Source organism: Thiothrix nivea DSM 5205, assembly GCF_000260135.1.
Classification (GTDB): domain Bacteria; phylum Pseudomonadota; class Gammaproteobacteria; order Thiotrichales; family Thiotrichaceae; genus Thiothrix; species Thiothrix nivea.
Genome location: NZ_JH651384.1, coordinates 3,730,261 through 3,746,580 on the forward strand (window position 1 = coordinate 3,730,261; position 16,320 = coordinate 3,746,580).

The 16,320-nt window shown below is 56.8% G+C and carries 12 protein-coding genes; 8 read left to right on the forward strand and 4 right to left on the reverse strand.

Going from position 1 to position 16,320, the window contains the following annotated elements; genetic code table 11:
- Window positions 1-69 precede the first annotated feature (69 nt).
- Entirely contained in the window at window positions 70-3,216 is a 3,147-nt protein-coding gene (locus tag THINI_RS18585) for an SdrD B-like domain-containing protein (RefSeq protein WP_002710067.1), read from the forward strand.
- A 4-nt stretch (window positions 3,217-3,220) separates the two neighbouring features.
- Here THINI_RS18585 and THINI_RS18590 read toward each other — a convergent pair whose 3' ends face one another.
- The gene (locus THINI_RS18590; protein WP_002710068.1) at window positions 3,221-4,828 is read right to left on the reverse strand and encodes a hypothetical protein; all 1,608 of its coding nucleotides are present in this window, start codon (window positions 4,826-4,828) and stop codon (window positions 3,221-3,223) included.
- Window positions 4,829-5,033: 205 nt separating this feature from the next.
- Here THINI_RS18590 and THINI_RS23755 point away from each other — a divergent pair, with 205 nt between their 5' ends.
- Window positions 5,034-5,678: a lytic transglycosylase domain-containing protein gene (locus THINI_RS23755; RefSeq protein ID WP_002710069.1), complete on the forward strand. Its 645-nt coding sequence runs from the start codon at window positions 5,034-5,036 to the stop codon at window positions 5,676-5,678.
- A 107-nt stretch (window positions 5,679-5,785) separates the two neighbouring features.
- On the opposite strand, the gene THINI_RS18600 is transcribed toward THINI_RS23755, so the two are convergent.
- From THINI_RS18600 to ppk1, 3 genes are all read right to left on the reverse strand, one after another.
- Window positions 5,786-7,540 (reverse strand): AAA family ATPase, encoded by a 1,755-nt coding sequence (locus THINI_RS18600; protein ID WP_002710070.1) that lies wholly within the window; start codon window positions 7,538-7,540, stop codon window positions 5,786-5,788.
- 431 nt (window positions 7,541-7,971) lie between these two features.
- A complete protein-coding gene (locus tag THINI_RS18605) occupies window positions 7,972-9,066 on the reverse strand; it encodes an AAA family ATPase (RefSeq protein ID WP_002710071.1) in 1,095 nt (364 codons plus the stop codon).
- Between the two features lie 133 nt (window positions 9,067-9,199).
- The gene (ppk1, locus tag THINI_RS18610) at window positions 9,200-11,308 is read right to left on the reverse strand and encodes a polyphosphate kinase 1 (RefSeq protein ID WP_425358300.1); all 2,109 of its coding nucleotides are present in this window, start codon (window positions 11,306-11,308) and stop codon (window positions 9,200-9,202) included.
- Between the two features lie 281 nt (window positions 11,309-11,589).
- On the opposite strand from ppk1, the gene THINI_RS18615 reads away from it, so the two are divergent.
- Genes THINI_RS18615 through kdsB form a run of 6 tightly spaced genes read left to right on the forward strand, consistent with a single transcriptional unit; the run spans window position 11,590 to window position 16,315 of the window.
- Entirely contained in the window at window positions 11,590-12,282 is a 693-nt protein-coding gene (locus tag THINI_RS18615; RefSeq protein WP_245536644.1) for a MotA/TolQ/ExbB proton channel family protein, read from the forward strand.
- On the forward strand, window positions 12,279-12,713 hold the full coding sequence (locus tag THINI_RS18620; RefSeq protein ID WP_002710074.1) for an ExbD/TolR family protein: 435 nt from the start codon (window positions 12,279-12,281) through the stop codon (window positions 12,711-12,713). The genes THINI_RS18615 and THINI_RS18620 overlap by 4 nt, the downstream gene beginning before the upstream one ends.
- A gap of 1 nt (window position 12,714) precedes the next feature.
- Window positions 12,715-14,475: a lipid A export permease/ATP-binding protein MsbA gene (gene msbA, locus THINI_RS18625; protein WP_002710075.1), complete on the forward strand. Its 1,761-nt coding sequence runs from the start codon at window positions 12,715-12,717 to the stop codon at window positions 14,473-14,475.
- Window positions 14,459-15,391, forward strand: a complete 933-nt coding sequence (gene lpxK / locus THINI_RS18630; RefSeq protein ID WP_002710076.1) for a tetraacyldisaccharide 4'-kinase — start codon at window positions 14,459-14,461, stop codon at window positions 15,389-15,391. Before msbA ends, lpxK begins: the two co-directional genes overlap by 17 nt.
- Window positions 15,384-15,575: a Trm112 family protein gene (locus THINI_RS18635; RefSeq protein WP_002710077.1), complete on the forward strand. Its 192-nt coding sequence runs from the start codon at window positions 15,384-15,386 to the stop codon at window positions 15,573-15,575. The genes lpxK and THINI_RS18635 overlap by 8 nt, the downstream gene beginning before the upstream one ends.
- Window positions 15,572-16,315 (forward strand): 3-deoxy-manno-octulosonate cytidylyltransferase, encoded by a 744-nt coding sequence (gene kdsB, locus THINI_RS18640; protein ID WP_002710078.1) that lies wholly within the window; start codon window positions 15,572-15,574, stop codon window positions 16,313-16,315. The genes THINI_RS18635 and kdsB overlap by 4 nt, the downstream gene beginning before the upstream one ends.
- The last annotated feature ends 5 nt before the right edge of the window (window positions 16,316-16,320 follow it).

Here is a 16,320-nt window from a genome sequence, read left to right on the forward strand (position 1 = left end):
TATGGATAACTGGCAGAATGGGGCGTAATCAGGTATTCTTGCCGTGAAATAAAATTCACTGGGTTTGCCATGTATAACCATAATAACAACCGTCTGGCGACGCTTGCCTTGTCCTTGTACCTGTTTGTCTGTCTTACTGTATTCACGGCTCCGGCCTACGCCTCTGATGCGGGTTTGCTGGTAGTGAAACAGGTCAGCAACACCCAACCGCTGGCTGGTGAAACTTTTACCTACACTATCCGTTACCGCTGCGCGGCCATTAATGATCTGTACTGCGCGGCTCCCACTATTAGCGACACGATTCCCTCGCCGCTGAAAATCGCCAGCTATACGCCAGTGGGTGGTAATGTCGCTGCGGCCAGCGTCAGTGGCAAAACCCTCACATGGACGCTGGCAACCCCGGCAGATAACCTGCCACCGGGAGCGCCAGCAGGGTCATTGGCAGCAGGTTCGACTGGCATCCTCAAGGTGCAGGTCAAATTTCCGGTTTGTGGCAGCGCTTCCCCGCCTGCTGTCGTCAGCAATCAGGCCAGCGCCAGCAGTGGTGGACAAACCAGTCAGGCAGCTGCGCCGGATGTAACGGTTCCTGCCGGGATAGACGCCGCTTGCCCACCATCACCACCTCCACCGATAGGCACATTCAGCAAAACCGGCAGCGCTGATTTCATCCAGCCCGGCGGCATGGAACGCTGGAGCGTCAAACTGCCCGATAGTGCTACGGCTTACACGGTGACGGAACAGGTTCCCGCCGGGATGCAAGTGCAGCTGGCAACGGCCAGCAATACCCCCAAGGTTATGGCTTACCCGGCCGTTGATTGCGCGGATGATGGCGTGGATAATTTTCATGCACTGAATCAGCCCCTGCACGATTGGGTGCAGTCCGAACATGATGCCGGGCGCGGCAGTAACCTGCTGGATGCCAGTGGCAACCCGACCGGATGCGTGGCAACTGTATTGTCTACTGGGCTGCTGGTCAGCAGTGCCAAACGTTTGCGTTGGGAAGTGCCTGCCGGTAGCGGTGCGCAATCCCTGGATCTGCGTTTTGTGCTGGATGGCGCTTACGTGGGCGAGGGCGTGCGCAACTGCGCGGAATCTTCCTTGCACGGTATCGCGTGCGCCCCTGATGTGCCGGTGCTGGAGCTGGGGCAACCCATCCTGAGCGTCAGCAAAACCACGCCCACGGGCGGGGTGGTGTCGCCTGATGGTTCCACCGTGGTTTATTCCGTCGTTGGCTGGAAACCGGTGGTAGCACCCGCCCCGGCCAGCCATGACCATGTATACCGGGCATCAGCGGCGGTGGATGAGTTATCCGGTACAGGAAGCGGTTTTCTTATCATGGAAGATGTGCTGCCAGCGGAACTGGATTACCTGACCGGGCAGGGTGGGAACTGGTGGCGGGTTTCCGTGCCGACCAACAAGGCTTCCAGCGACCAGGCGGCGTGCGCCAACCCGCATTTTAGCCGCAACCTGCAAACCGATGGGCGGGTGAAATTGCGTTGGGAGTTCAACGGTTGCCAATTACCTGCCGGAAATGCCGACCCGGCGCTGGCGGTGTATTTCTCAACCCGTATCCGCACTGGCATCGCAGCGGGTACAAGCATCAGCAATTCCGCCTGGCTGTCGGCGGGCGACCATCCTCTGGTACATTGCGCCAATGGGGCAGATGCAGGCAAGAGTTGGCAGCCGCTGTGCCGCTCTTCCAATACCACCTTCAAAGTGCCGGAGCTGACCAATCTGGATAGCGTGAAATGGGTCAAAGGCGCACTGGATGCTGCGTACCAGCGCCCTCCCGGCATTGGGCAGACCACACTGGATGGGCAAGGCAGTTACCGGCTAGAAATTCGTAATACGGGCAATGTCACCCACACCGAACTGGAGGTGGAAGATGTCTTGCCTGTACCGGGCGATACCGGTTTGGTGACAGGAGCAGCGCGCGGTTCGCAATGGAGTGCGGTGCTGGCCGGGGAGCCGGTGTTGCAGCGGGTAACGGCGGATGGCAACGTGACCGCCGTGCCGGGCAGCGAAATTACAGCCGGTTTGCCTGCGCTGGTGGGTGACCCCAGCCACCTGCATCTGACCTGGGTTCCGGCAGGTGGGCTGAAACCGGGGGAGGCCCTGCGCATCGAAGTCCCGGTACGCCAGCAGGCTGGGGATGCCGCGTCCGGCAACGTGGCATGGAACAGTTTCGCCTACACCGCCGAGTATTTCGACACCACTACCAACACCACGGAAACCCTGCTCACGACGGAGCCACCCAAGGTGGGGCTGGCGCGGCTGGATGCAATGGTGTTCGCAGGCGTGGGGGATTATGTCTGGTTTGACAGCAACGGCAATGGCCAGCCGGACACGGGCGAACCAGTGGTTGCCAACGCCAGCATCCGCCTGTACGACGGTGCAACCCTGGTGGCGGAAACCGTGACGGACGCCAGCGGGCGCTATGCGTTCCAGGGGCTGGTTCCCGGCCATGCATATAGCTTGCAGGCGGAAAAGGATGGGGAGTTTCCGCTGCTGACCATGCCCGTAACCACTGGCGTCGCGGGCAGTTTCAAGGATGATGCTGACATTGCTTTCAGCTTGCCCGCCGCGCTGGGTGGCCGGGTCTGGTTTGACGGCAATGGCGATGGGGCGCGGGATGGGGATGAAACAGCAGTGGTTGATATTGGGGTAGAACTGCGCGATGCCAGCGGGAACAGTATTGCCACCAGCCGCACGGATGCCGGGGGCGCTTACTGGTTTGATGACCTGCCGCCGGGGGATTATGTGCTGGTGTTCAGCGGGTTGCCAGCGGGGTATGAGTTTACCAAGCTGCGCGCCAGTGGCGATTCGCAAACGGATAGTGATGCAGATGGTGGTGGCCAGACCGGGGTGATCCATCTGCTGGCAGGCGAGCGTTTGCAGGGCTGGGATGCTGGCCTTGTGCTGGCGGGCGCGGAAAGCGGTTTTTCCTGGGGTGAGGAGGTCGACCTGACGCTGACCAAGGTGCTGGACAAGCCCGAAGTCAAGCGTGGGGAATTGCTGACCTACACCCTGACGGTGCGCAATACCGGGCCGGGGGATGCTTCCAGCGTGCGGGTGCATGACCTGTTGCCGCCTGGGTTGCTTTTCCATCATGCCAGCCCGTTAGGCGTGTATGACCCGGCCAGCGGCGAATGGTCGGTGGGTTCGGTGGCAGCGGGTGATGTGGTAAGCTTGCAGATTACGGCGCAGGTGAAATAGGGCGCTAATGGGCAAAGCGCAACAACGCCCGGAACTTGGGCGCTTCCCCTGATGGTTGGTTGATGTATTCCTTGACCCCCCAACTGCCATACGCCTGATAGGTGCGCGGGGCTGAAAATGCCACGAACAGGCTGTTGCCGGTGATTTTTTGCCAGCCTTCCAGAAACTCCACGTACAGCGCTTCCATCGGTTGTGCCCGGTTTGCGCCGATGTATTGTGGGTTGGGGAAATCGCGGGTGGAACGGGTTTTGCGGTCGACCAAATGCTGCCCGCCTTCGTAAGCAATCAATTTGACGCCGTATTGTTTGGCAATATCCGCATGTTTCTGCACCCTGTCGAGCACGTTGGCGATGGAATAGGCATTGCGGTCATCCTTGAGCAGGCGGAACACGTCCTCAGTGTTGCGCACCTCGCCTTGCTGCTTTTCATGCACGTAGAAATAGGGTGCAATCGCCAGCGCGTCGGTTTGCTCATAAGCCTTGTTGTAGCTGAGCAGGGTTTCGCTCAGTTTGGGGTAGGCAGCCCAACTGCCCAATACCCGCACCAGCCGCTTGGAGCCAGCGAATGCCTGTTGCCAGATACGGAATATTTCCAGCGAGCGTTTGACGTAATATTTGCTGCTGGCCTGCATCGGGTCGGTATCCAGTTTCTGTTGCAGCCCTATCTGGCGGGTGTATTGCGCTTGTGTGAAAGCCGGGTTCCAGGCTTCGTTGGTGTATTCGACGTAGGCTTTCAGGTGGGGGCGCAGGTTCTGGCGCACGTAGTCGGCATATTGCTTCACCAGATTGTTGTCGGCAGCATGGGGGATGTTGAACCAGGCGTCAGCATTCAGCTGGTTGACGAGCTTGACCATGACTTCCAGCGGTGCGCCCCGGCGGCCTTCCTTACCCGCCCAGGTGGCCTGTGACAGGCGCGGCATCTGTTCCCACGTACTCAGCGCGTTGCGGGTAATGCCGGACATGTTCATGAAACGGATGGTCTTGAACGGGCGCATGAATTCCAGGTAGTCGGGGTTGAACAGGATACTTTCATGGTAGGTTGCAAAGTCCCGGTAATCGCCATCGCACTGGCTGGCGCTGTTGACCCGATGGAACGGGTTGCTGGCGCAGATGCCGCCCGGCAGCAGTACGCGGATGTTGCGCAGGTAGTTTTCCGGGCTGGATTTGCTGATGGTCAGCGTGACCTTGAAATACTGGTCGCTTCCGGCCAGGATACGGATAATGTCTTTGCCGGGGGTGCGGCTCACAAGCTGGGCGTCGTCGCCGTACTGGATTTCGCCCTCGCCATCGTACAGCACGGTGTAGTTGCCTTCCGGCAGCGTGCCAGCCGGTAGCCAGTGCAGTAAGTTGGTTCCCGCCTGCCCGCCGTTGAGGTTTTGTGGCCAGCCATCGGCATCGTACTGGATATTGCCGCGTGTCAGTTTGCTGTCGGCTTCGTCAAAAGGCAGCGCCATTTTGAATAGATTGACGAAGGGGACACTGGAGTCTACCTGCATGACTTCGTTGGTGTTCATGCCCACTGGCAGGCGGGCGGCCAATGCGCTGGATGTGGTAGATATGAGACACAAAATGCAGAAAACCGCATGACAGGAAAATTTTTTTATTAATGCCATGATAAATTCCATGGGGAGAAAGCTAGTGGGTAAACTATAGCAGGATACGTGACTGCCATCACTTCTTCCGCTGCACATTCCTGAATAGAATGCGCTTGGCCAAGCGTCGATGGAACTTTTTGCTGCTGCTTGCCCCTAAGCGAAGGGACTTGAAATATCAGAATTTTCTAATATACTGGATGTCAGTTTAATTTGGGGAAAACACATGATTCGCTTGAAGCGTATTATTTTCATCATTCTGTGTGGATTTGCAGCGGCAAAGCCTGCTTTAGCGGCTGGGGATGGCTGTAGTTTGGCCGGTACGGTCAACAAAAGGGCGGAGGCGCACCAGGATTCCATCCAGAAATATGCTGACAAGTACGGCATCAGTTCCGATATGGTCAAGGCAGTGATTGCGATCGAGTCTTGCTACAACGCCCAGGCAGTTTCACCCAAGGGCGCGCAGGGGTTGATGCAGTTGATTCCGGCGACGGCAGAGCGTTTCGGCGTGGCGGATTCTTTCGACAGCAATCAGAATATCCATGGCGGAACCCGCTACCTGAGCTGGCTGATGAAACGCTATGATGGCGACCTGTACAAGGCGATTGCCGCTTATAATGCTGGGGAGGGCGCGGTCGACAAGTACAAGGGCATTCCCCCGTATTCCGAAACCCAGCATTACGTGCGCCGGGTGCTGACCGTTTATAACCGTCTCAGCGGTCAGGCCGTGGCATTGCCGGTAGTCACGGCGTCTGTTGGGGGTGGGAAAACGTCAGTAAAACCAGAACAGAAAGCGTTGCCGGTTGGTAAGCCGGGTCGTGCTGGCTGGCAGGTCAACAAGATGAAAGCGCCGCACCTTTATAAGCATTGAGGGGAAACTTCAGCCCTTATGCCTGCGGTTCCTGCCAGTCAAAACCGACAATATTACGGCTTGCCTTGCTGAATTCCATGCCAATCAGGAAAACGCGGTTTTCGCCATCAGCGCAACCTCACCGCCTCGACGCTTTCCCCATCCGTCACCACCACCCACGCAGCCAGGTCGCGCAGGGCGGCCACATCGGGCAATTGCAAATAGCCCTCCACCTGCGCGATGCCTTCCTGTTTTTTTGCCTCCCAACCGTTGGCGGCATCGGCCTTTTTCCCTTTCTTGCAATACTTCAGTTCGATCAGATGCTGGAAGGGAATTTTCAGCGGGTTGCGCTCCAGCAGCAGGATGTCAGGGTACTTGTGCCCCATCTTGCGCTCGCTGTGGATGAAATAGATCTGCGTCTGGTAAATCAGGGTGAGCAGGATTACCTTGAGGTGTTTCTCATCCATCTTCAGCGCATCGCGATTGGAAAGCAGTTGCATGACCCGCTCCAGTTCCGCCAGCAAAAGCTGCATGTCGGCATTCAGCGCCAGTTGTTCCACCGCCAGCCGTAACTCGTGGTTGGGTATGCTGATCTGGTTGCGCCGCTCCAGCTCCACCTTGAAATAATGGAAGTAAAACTCGCGGATGGCGTAGTTGGGGATCACGAAAATCTCACCGGACAAGGTTTTACGGCTCAGGGTAATAAAGCCCATATAGGCCAGCAGGCTGATGAAATCATCGCTGTCAAAGCCCTTGTCAAACTCAAACTTGCGCCGTTGCGCCGCCTGAACTTCCCCGTTATTGATCAGCTCGTCCAGTACCGCGAAATTGTCGTTGCGGTTACCGATAGTGAACATGCCCATGATTTTGCCGTAGTCAGAGGCGATGTTCTCATCAAGCATGGGTTCGGGGTATTCGCAGCGCTTACGGTCAAAGCTGTCGACGAAATACAGCAGCATGTTAGCGTTGTACACGCTGTTATCCGCCTTCAGGTTGAAGCGGTAGCCATTGTACCAGTCACGGGTATCCGCCAGCAGCTCTTCTATGGATAACTGACAATGGTCAGCCAACGGTTGCAGCAGGCTGGTGACTTCCGCCTCGGTAAAGCCGATGGCCTCGTTGAAATCCTCGTGCAATGACAGGTTCTTACCAATATTGAACCCGCTGGTCATGCTGTCGAGCATGACCGGGGTCACGCCTGTGACAAACAGCCGATCAAGCACGCCACGCTGGGTCGCGGTTTTCAGGACTTCGTAGAAGCTGCGAACAAAGCCACCTTTGCCCATGATCTGCTGGAACAGTTTCACATCATCAGCGAGGATGCTGTTGGCAAAGTGGTCATATTCGTCGATCAGCAACAGGATTTTCTGCCCTTTCAGCTCCAGCCATTCAATGAACTGCTGCATTTTGTCCGCCGGGGAAACCTTTTCCCACAGGGCCGTTTGGTAATGATCCGGATAGCGGTAGCGGTGCAGGAAAGTCCGCAGGTGCATCTCCACCTTGCTGGTAAAGCGTTGCAACACGGTATCGTGCCCGCCGTCGGTGTCGATCCCGCTGAAGTCCATGAACAATACCTGATAGCTGTTGCGCAACGGGGTGGGGTGCTGCCCGACATACAGCTTGCCGAACAGGGCATCAAATTCCGCGCGGTATTGCACATCGTAATAATGTTCCAGCATCGACAGGAACAGACTCTTGCCGAAACGGCGCGGGCGCAGCAGGAACAGGTGGCTACCCGCCGCCTCCAGCCTGGGGATGTAGCCGGTCTTGTCGAGGTAGACAAAACCCTCAGTGATCACTTTTTTGAAATTGCTTTCGCCGTAGGGCATTTTGGGGAACATGGCCGTATCCGTTTCACGGTTCTTGCTATAAGTGGCGGGCATGATGACCTCCGCAGTTGGGGTATGGCAGGCATTTTATCATGTTGAGGGGGCGGGGCGGGTAGCTGCGTTTTACCTATTGTAACCGCACTACCTCCACGCATTCCCCATCAGTGACCAGCACCCACGCTGCCAAATCCTGCAGTGCCGCCACCTCCGGTAACTGCAAATGGCCCGCCACTTGTTCAGTGCCTTCCTGCTTTTTCGCTTCCCAGCCCTTGCCGACGTCTGTTTTGTTACTTTTCTTGCACTACTTCAGCTCAATGGCATCGCCCTGAAGATGGCGATGCGGGGTCACTACCCTGGCCTGCGCTTCAAACAAGGCTTGGGGCACTTGCTGAGCGTATTTGAAAAACGGCGGCTTGCAGGGCAGTACCCGACCGAAAAGCGCGGGGATTATGCCTGGGCAGTTGTGAGGAAAGCCGGTTCGTTGCTCAGGCGCTGCGCAAATCCCCGGCGGCTGGCGCTGGAGCTGCGGCGGGTGCTGGCCTGGGTGCGTGCCTTCCTTCCAGTGCCTTGGCTGCGTATTGTTTGTCCTGCAACTGCCGCAGGGCGCCTTCCTCGCCGTCGATCACCTTGAACTCGAAGATGTACACCTGTTTTTGCCCACTAGGCAGCTTGAAACGCAGGGTCAGGTCAATCCGCCCCCGGCTGCTGGCGTCTTCGGCAATAGCGTCAATGCCCAGCGAACACAAATAGGCATACATCACCGCTGCGTAATACCCCTCGTATTCCGCAATCGGGTTTTTGCGGTAATTGCCGTTGGCAATGCTGGCAAACAAGGCCGTGAAACGCTGTTGCAAGGCGGCAAAGTCATTTTTCATGAATGCCTGATACACTGAATGGCGTTCCTGTATCTGGTCGGTCAGGTAGTATTCCAGCAGGTACTCATTCAGGCTGTAACGCACTTCCTTGTTGGGGTAGCCTAGGTGATAAAGCGGCGCGCCCCCAAACAGTGACTCTTCCTTACGGATGGTATGCTCATCACTATCCTTGATCACGGAATAGAAGTTACGCAGGCCATTGCGCATTTCCGCCGCGATTTCCGGCTCGGTAATGTTGTCGAGGATGGGCTTGTCGTATTCGTCGATCAGGATAACCGCGCCCTGGCCATGCTGGATCTTGGCCTGACGGATCAGTTCAGCGAAACAACTGGAAACATCTTCCCTGTCTTCGCCCGCCAATTGCAGGTGTTCCTGGTTTTCCTTGAGGATGTGGCGGATGCGCCGATCCAATTCCGCGCGGTTGCGTAATACACCCGTCCCAAAACTGATGTGGATCACCGGGTATTTGACCGACCAATCCCAATGGGGATGGATATGCAAACCCCGGAACAGCGCCTCATGGCCGGAGAAAACTTCCGCCAGGGTATTGATCAACAGCGATTTGCCGAAACGGCGCGGGCGCGACAGGAAATAGTATTTCCCACTGCCCGTCAGTTTGAGGACGTGGGCGGTTTTGTCCACATAGGCGTAACCGCCTTCCAGGATGTCTCTCAGGGTGCTGATGCCAATGGGCAGTTTTTTCATGGATGGTGTTCTGCTGCGTATCATACCCCTATGATAGCGTCCCCCCCCAGGATATGCCGTAACAGCGTGGCTGGGGAGCGTTTTTATCCTTTGCCAACAACTGGCCAGACAGGAGCTTTTCGCGCGTCCTGGCTCACCCCTTGCCCAACAGGTTCAGTAAACTGGCTTGCGCACTGACAGGCATTGTTCCTTCCCCGGGCTGTTGGCGCAGGTAAGCGCCATCCGCCTGCAACGCCCATGCTTGGGAATTGTCTTGCAGATGTAACTCAAAAGCTTCGTGGATAATGCGGTTGCGCAGTGCTTTATCAAGAATCGGGAAGGCTACTTCCACCCGGCGGAAGAAATTGCGTGGCATCCAGTCGGCGCTGGAGCAGTACAGTTCTTCCTGCCCGTCATTGAGGAAATAGAACACGCGCGGGTGTTCCAGAAACCGCCCCATCACCGAGCGCACGTGGATGTTATCGGAAACGCCGGGGATGCCGGGGCGCAGGCAGCACACGCCACGCACCACCAGCTCCACCCTCACCCCTGCCTGCGATGCCTGGTACAGGGCGCGGATCACCTGTGGTTCAATCAGGGCATTCATGCGTGCGCGGATCAGGGCAATTTTACCGGCAAGGGCAAATTCCGTTTCCCGCTGGATCTTGCCCATGATGGCCTGATGCAGGGTGAAAGGTGATTCCAGCAGGTGTTTCAGGTCACGTACCCGCCCCAGGCCGGTCAGCATGTGAAAGACCTTGTGCACGTCTTCGGTAATGTCCGGCTGGCAGGTGAGCAGACCAAAATCGGTGTAAATCCGCGCCGTGCCAGCATGGTAATTGCCGGTGCCAAGGTGGACGTAACGGCGCAGGCATTCGCGTTCACGGCGTACCACCAGGCAGAGTTTGGCGTGGGTTTTGTAGCCAACCACACCATAGACCACATGCGCGCCCGCGTCCTGTAACTGGTTGGCGAGGCTGATGTTGGCTTCTTCGTCAAAGCGTGCGCGCAGTTCCACCACCACGGTAACTTCCTTGCCCGCACGGGCAGCGCGTACCAGCTGCTTGACCAGTTCGGATTGTTTGCCGGTGCGGTACAGGGTCATCTTGATGGCCAGCACGTCCGGGTCGTTGGCCGCCTGGCCGATAAAGTCCATGACGGTCTGGAAACTTTGATACGGGTGGTGCAGCAACACATCCTCGTAGCGGATGCGTTCAAACAGGTCGGGATGGTGTTCCATAACCGATGGGGCCGGGCGGAAGGGCGGAAAACGCAGATCCGGGCGGTCAACCAGGTCGGCAATCGCCATCAGGCGGTTGAGGTTGACCGGGCCGTTGACGTTGTACAAATCTTGCTCGCACAGATCAAACTGTTCCATCAGGTAGTCGATGCCTTCCTGTGGGCAATGGTCGGAAATTTCCAGCCGCACTACTGCGCCGTAATTGCGTTGTGGCAATTCGCCCTGCATGGCCTGCAACAGGTCTTCCACCTCCTCCTCATCCACATACATGTTGCTGTTGCGGGTCAGGCGGAACTGGTAACAGCCTTGCACTTCCATGCCGGGGAACAGCCGGTCGATGAAGGCGTGCAGGATGGATGACAGGAACACGAAGCTGTTCGCGCTCGCTGCCATGTTTTCGGGCAGGCGGATAATGCGTGGCAAGGTGCGTGGTGCCTGCACAATGGCAGTATCAATTTCGCGCCCAAAGGCATCAGTGCCACGCAAGCCGACAATGAAATTCAGGCTCTTGTTGATGACGTTGGGAAAGGGGTGGGCAGGGTCTAGCCCCAACGGGCTGAGCAGCGGCATCAGCTCGCGGTCGAAGAAATCGGACAGCCATTCCCGTTGCCGTTCATCCCAGTGGTTACGGCGCACGAAGTGAATGTGTTCCTTGCGCAGCGCCGGGATCAGGATTTCATTAAGCACCTGGTATTGTTGTTCCACCAAGGCGTGGGCGGTGGTGCTGATCTGGCGTAAGGCTTCGGTGGGCGTTAGCCCGTCGGCAACGACCGAGGCAATATCCAGTTGCAGCTGTTGCTTGAGGCTGGCAACCCGGACTTCAAAAAATTCGTCCATATTGGCACTGGAGATACACAGGAAACGCAGCCGTTCCAGCAGCGGGACATCCGGGTCTTGCGCCAACTCCAGCACGCGCTGGTTAAAAGCCAGCAGGCTGAGTTCGCGGTTGATGTAATATTCCGGGCTATCCAACCTGTGTGTCGTGTTTTCCGTCATAGCGGCATCCTGTTCCTGATTTTGTATTATTCCTTGCTGGTGGTGAACATAACCGCATTGTGTTTCAACTTGATTACACCCCGTGCAGATGTAATCATCCTCATCCAGTAACCACAGGTGGCGGAATGGCGGGAAATACGGACATGCGTGGTCGTTTGCTGTAATTCTCATCATCATTATTATATTTTGTTATGGTTTTATTCATTTATTCGTTGGTTTAAACAGTTTATCATACCAGCCTGTGGGCTATAGCATATAAAAATGAGGCATGACTAGATATGTTTGAATTGATACAGTCGGGCGGGATCATGATGTTTCCCATCATTCTCAGCTCTATCTTGGCGGTTGCCATCATCATCGAGCGTTTTCTCGCCTTGCAGGTGCGCAAGGTGGTACCGCAGGATGATGTCGAGCGCGCCCGCAAGCTGGCCAGCAGCACCAAACTGGCGGATGCCCAAGTCGATGAACTGCGCAACAGTTCCCTGTTGGGGCGGGTACTGGCGACAGGGCTGGAAAGCCGTGAGCTGCCACGCCACATTATGAAGGAAAATGTTGAGGAAGCCGGTCGGCACGTGGTGCAGGAGCTGGAACGTTACCTGCCAGCTTTGGGGACGATTGTCACCATTTCGCCGATGATGGGTCTGCTTGGCACGGTGTTGGGCATGATCGGGGTTTTCAGCGCCATCAATACCGCTGGTGTGGGTAACCCACAGCAGATGGCGGGGGGGATTTCCGAAGCCCTGATTACAACGGTGGCGGGTTTGCTGGTTGCCATTATCACCCTGGTGTTTGAGCGTTACTTCAAATCCAAGGTGGACAGCTATGTGGCGACCATGGAACGTGAAGCCATGCGCCTGATCGAAATTGCCAATTCCAGCCGCAAGGTGTTGCCTGCTGCTGCCGGGGCACGTCCTGCTGGTGCGGCAGCCAGACCTGCGGCTGGTACTCAACCCCAGCGCCCGGGAGCGCTTGCGCCTGAGCGTGGGGGGCGGGTAGCATGAAATTCCGTACCCGCGAGCGCTACGAAAGCAAGGTTGACCTGACCTCGCTGATCGATGTGGTGTTCATGCTGCTGATCTTTTTCATGGTGACGACTACGTTCGACAAGAACGCCCAGATCAAGATTGAGTTGCCGACTGCCAGCAATACGGCGGCGGCTAGCAACGAAGACAAGCTGGAATTGCTGATTGACGGGCAGGGTCGTTATTATGTCAATGGGCGTGAAGTGCTGAACAACCAGCCGGAGACGCTGTTCCAGGCTATGAGCCAGACGCTGGAGTCGATGGGGAACAATACCCCGCCATTGGTGATTTCAGCGGATGCCAGCGTCAACTACCAGTCTGTGGTGACGGCTATGGATATTGCCGGACGCCTCGGCCTGACCAACTTCTCGATCGCAACTTCGCAATCGGAACGCAAAGCACAGGAATAGGATGACCACACTGCACACGGATGGCTTGCAGGTATACAAGCGGCTGATTGGCTACGCGCTGCGCCAGAAACACTATTTGTTGCTGGCGCTGTTGGGTCTGCTGATTAGCGCAGCCACGCAGCCGTTGTTTGCGTGGAGTCTGGAGCCATTGCTGGACAAGGCCATCAAGCAACGCGATCCGCTCACCATCCAGTGGTTGCCGCTGGGTATCCTGGGTATCTTCCTGTTACGTGGTGCGTCCATGTTCCTGTCGGGCTACTATGTCGGGCTGGTTGGGCGCGTGGTGGTGAAAACCCTGCGTGCGGAAGTGTTTGGCCATTTGCTGCGGATGCCAGTGCGGTTTTTCGAGAATTCATCCTCCGGCAAGCTGCTTTCCTATGTCAGTTACCACATTGAGCAGGTGGCGAATACCAGTATCCGGGGTGTCACGGCGCTGATTCAGGATTCCGCCACCATTGTTGGCTTGCTGGGTTTGATGTTCTGGCATAGCTGGCAGTTGACGCTCGGTGTGCTGATTATCGTGCCGTTGATCGCCGGGGTGATTGCGTGGGTGACGCGCCGCCTGCGCCGCTTGAGCCACGAGGTGCAGGATTCGGTCGGGGATGTTACCCAGATTGCCAATGAAATGATCCGCGGTTACAAGGTGGTGCGGATTTTCAACGGCGAACAGTACGAGGCGCGCCGTTTCAGCGTGGCCAACGGGCAAAACATCGAGTTGCAGATGAAACGCATGGTGCTGGAACTGCTGAGTACGCCGGTGGTGCAGTTTATGGTAGCGGTGGCGCTGGCGGCGATTGTGTTCGTGGCGACCCGCGACGCGATGCTGGATGTGCTGACACCCGGCGTGTTCATGTCCTTTATTATGGCGATGATCCTGCTGCTGACGCCGATCCGCAACCTCACCCAGTTGAATGCGCAACTGCAAACCGCGATTGCAGCAGGTGAGGGCATTTTCGAGCTGCTCGACAGCCAAACGGAACAGGATCACGGCACGCAAACCCTGGCGGATTGCCGGGGGGCGGTGGCTTTCCGTGACGTTTCGTTTGTCTACCCCGGAACTGACAAGCAGGTGCTGCGCCACATCAATCTGGAGGTCAGCCCCGGCGAGAAAATTGCGCTGGTTGGCAAGTCGGGTAGCGGCAAGACGACACTGGTCAATCTGTTGCCGCGTTTCCATGATGTGCAACTGGGTGAAATCCTGCTGGATGATGTGCCATTACAGGACATCCGCCTGCACAACCTGCGTAGCCAGATAGCGTATGTCGGGCAGGAAATCGTGCTGTTCAACGACACGGTGCGTAACAACATTGCTTACGGCGAGATGCGCAAACTGACGGATGCGCAAGTGAGGGGGGCTGCGGAAGCTGCCCATGCCCTCGAATTCATTGACAAGCTGCCGCAAGGCTTTGATACCCTGATCGGCGATAACGGCGTGATGCTGTCGGGTGGGCAACGCCAGCGCCTGTCGATTGCGCGTGCCATCCTGTCGAATGCGCCCATCCTGATCCTGGATGAAGCCACTTCCGCGCTGGATACCGAATCCGAGCGCCATATCCAGGCTGCGTTGGATCGGTTGTTGGAAAACCGTACCACCTTCATCATTGCCCATCGTCTCTCCACCATTGAAAACGCTGACCGGATTCTGGTCATGCAGGATGGCACAATCGTCGAATCCGGCAAGCACGCTGAGCTGCTGGCGCTGAATGGCTACTACGCAAGGCTGCATTCGATGCAGTTCCACGAAGATGCGGCCAGCCCTTGAACGCTGGTTGCTGAATGTCTGGTACGGCGATGGCTGGCTGGGCAAATACCTGCTGTTGCCGCTGACGGGAGTCTTTTGTTTGCTGGCGGCAGTGCGGCGCTGGCGGCATAAGCGCGGGCAGGTAACACACGCCGTTCCCGTTATTGTGGTTGGCAATATTTCAGTCGGTGGGACGGGCAAGACGCCGCTGGTGATTTGGCTGGTGGAACGGCTACGGGAACAAGGGTTCAGGCCGGGGGTGGTGAGCCGGGGATATAAAAGCAGGCCAGGTGAAATGGGCGACGAACCATTACTGATCATCCAGCGCACCCAAGTCCCTCTCACTGTTGATAAAGACCGCAATCAGGCGATCAGTGCCCTGCTACAGCAATACGCTTGCAACATTATCATTGCTGATGATGGCTTGCAGCATTACCGCATGGGACGTGATCTGGAAATCTGCGTGGTGGATGGAGAACGTCGCTTTGGCAATGGTTTCTGCTTGCCTGCCGGGCCATTACGGGAACCCGTTTCGCGCCTCAACAGCTGCGATTTCGTGGTCACCAATGGCGAAAACATGCATATGTGCGGTGATTCGCTGGTGAATCTGGTGGCGGCAACCCACAAACAGCTCGATGAACTGGCGGGGCAAACCGTCCATGTCATCACTGGCATCGGCAATCCGCAACGCTTCATCCACACGCTGGAACAGGCCGGTTTACGGGTATTGCCACACATTTACCCTGACCATCATGCCTTTACTGGCACAGAATTGCAGTTTGACGATGGCTTTCCTGTCCTCATGACCGAGAAAGATGCGGTAAAATGCCGTCAGTTTGCCGCGCAAAACGTCTGGTATCTGCCGGTGGAAGCCGTACTGGATGCCAGTATTGCCGATGCTTTGCTTAAACGCTTACAAGGATTCCGTCATGGATAAGAAATTACTGGAAATTCTGGCCTGCCCCGTCACCAAAGGCCCGCTGATTTACGACAAGGACAAGCAGGAACTGGTCTCGAAATCCGCACGATTGGCTTACCCCATCCGTGATGGCATCCCGGTGATGCTGGAAGAGGAGGCCCGCACCCTGACCCAGGAAGAAGTGGAGAGACTGCACGAATGAATACGGTTGTGGTGATTCCGGCTCGCTATGCGTCTTCCCGGTTGCCGGGCAAGCCCTTGCGCGTGCTGGCGGGCAAGACGTTGATCCAGCATGTGCATGAACGGGCGCTGGCTGCCGGTTTTGCCAATGTGCTGGTGGCTACCGATGATGAACGCATCCATGCTGTGTGCGAGGGGTTTGGCGCGAAGGTCGTCATGACTGCCAGCACCCATGAAACCGGCAGTGACCGCTTGGCCGAGGTGGCACAGCAGCAGGGTTGGGCAGATGACACCATTGTCGTCAACCTGCAAGGTGATGAGCCGTTAACACCTGTGGTAAATCTGCATCAGTTGGTGCGCAATCTGGAACAGCGTCCACAAGACAGTATTGCAACCCTGGCCACGCCGATTACGGAGGAAAGCGATTTTGCCAATCCGAATATCGTCAAGGTGGTCAGGGATGAGCAGGGCATGGCGCTGTATTTCAGCCGTGCGCCGATCCCGTTTCAGCGTGAGGGCGGAATGCCGGTGGGGGAGTACGCTTTGCGCCACATCGGCATGTACGCCTACCGGGCAGGTTTTCTAAAGGCGTTCGCCGTTATGCCACCCTCCTTGCCGGAGCAGCTGGAAAAGCTGGAACAGTTACGGGCGCTTGCCAACGGTTACCGTATTCATGTTGATATTGCGGCGGAAATTCCTGCTGTCGGCGTTGACACAGAAGAAGATGCGGTCAGGATTGCAGCACTTTTGCAACAGGGGTGAATAAA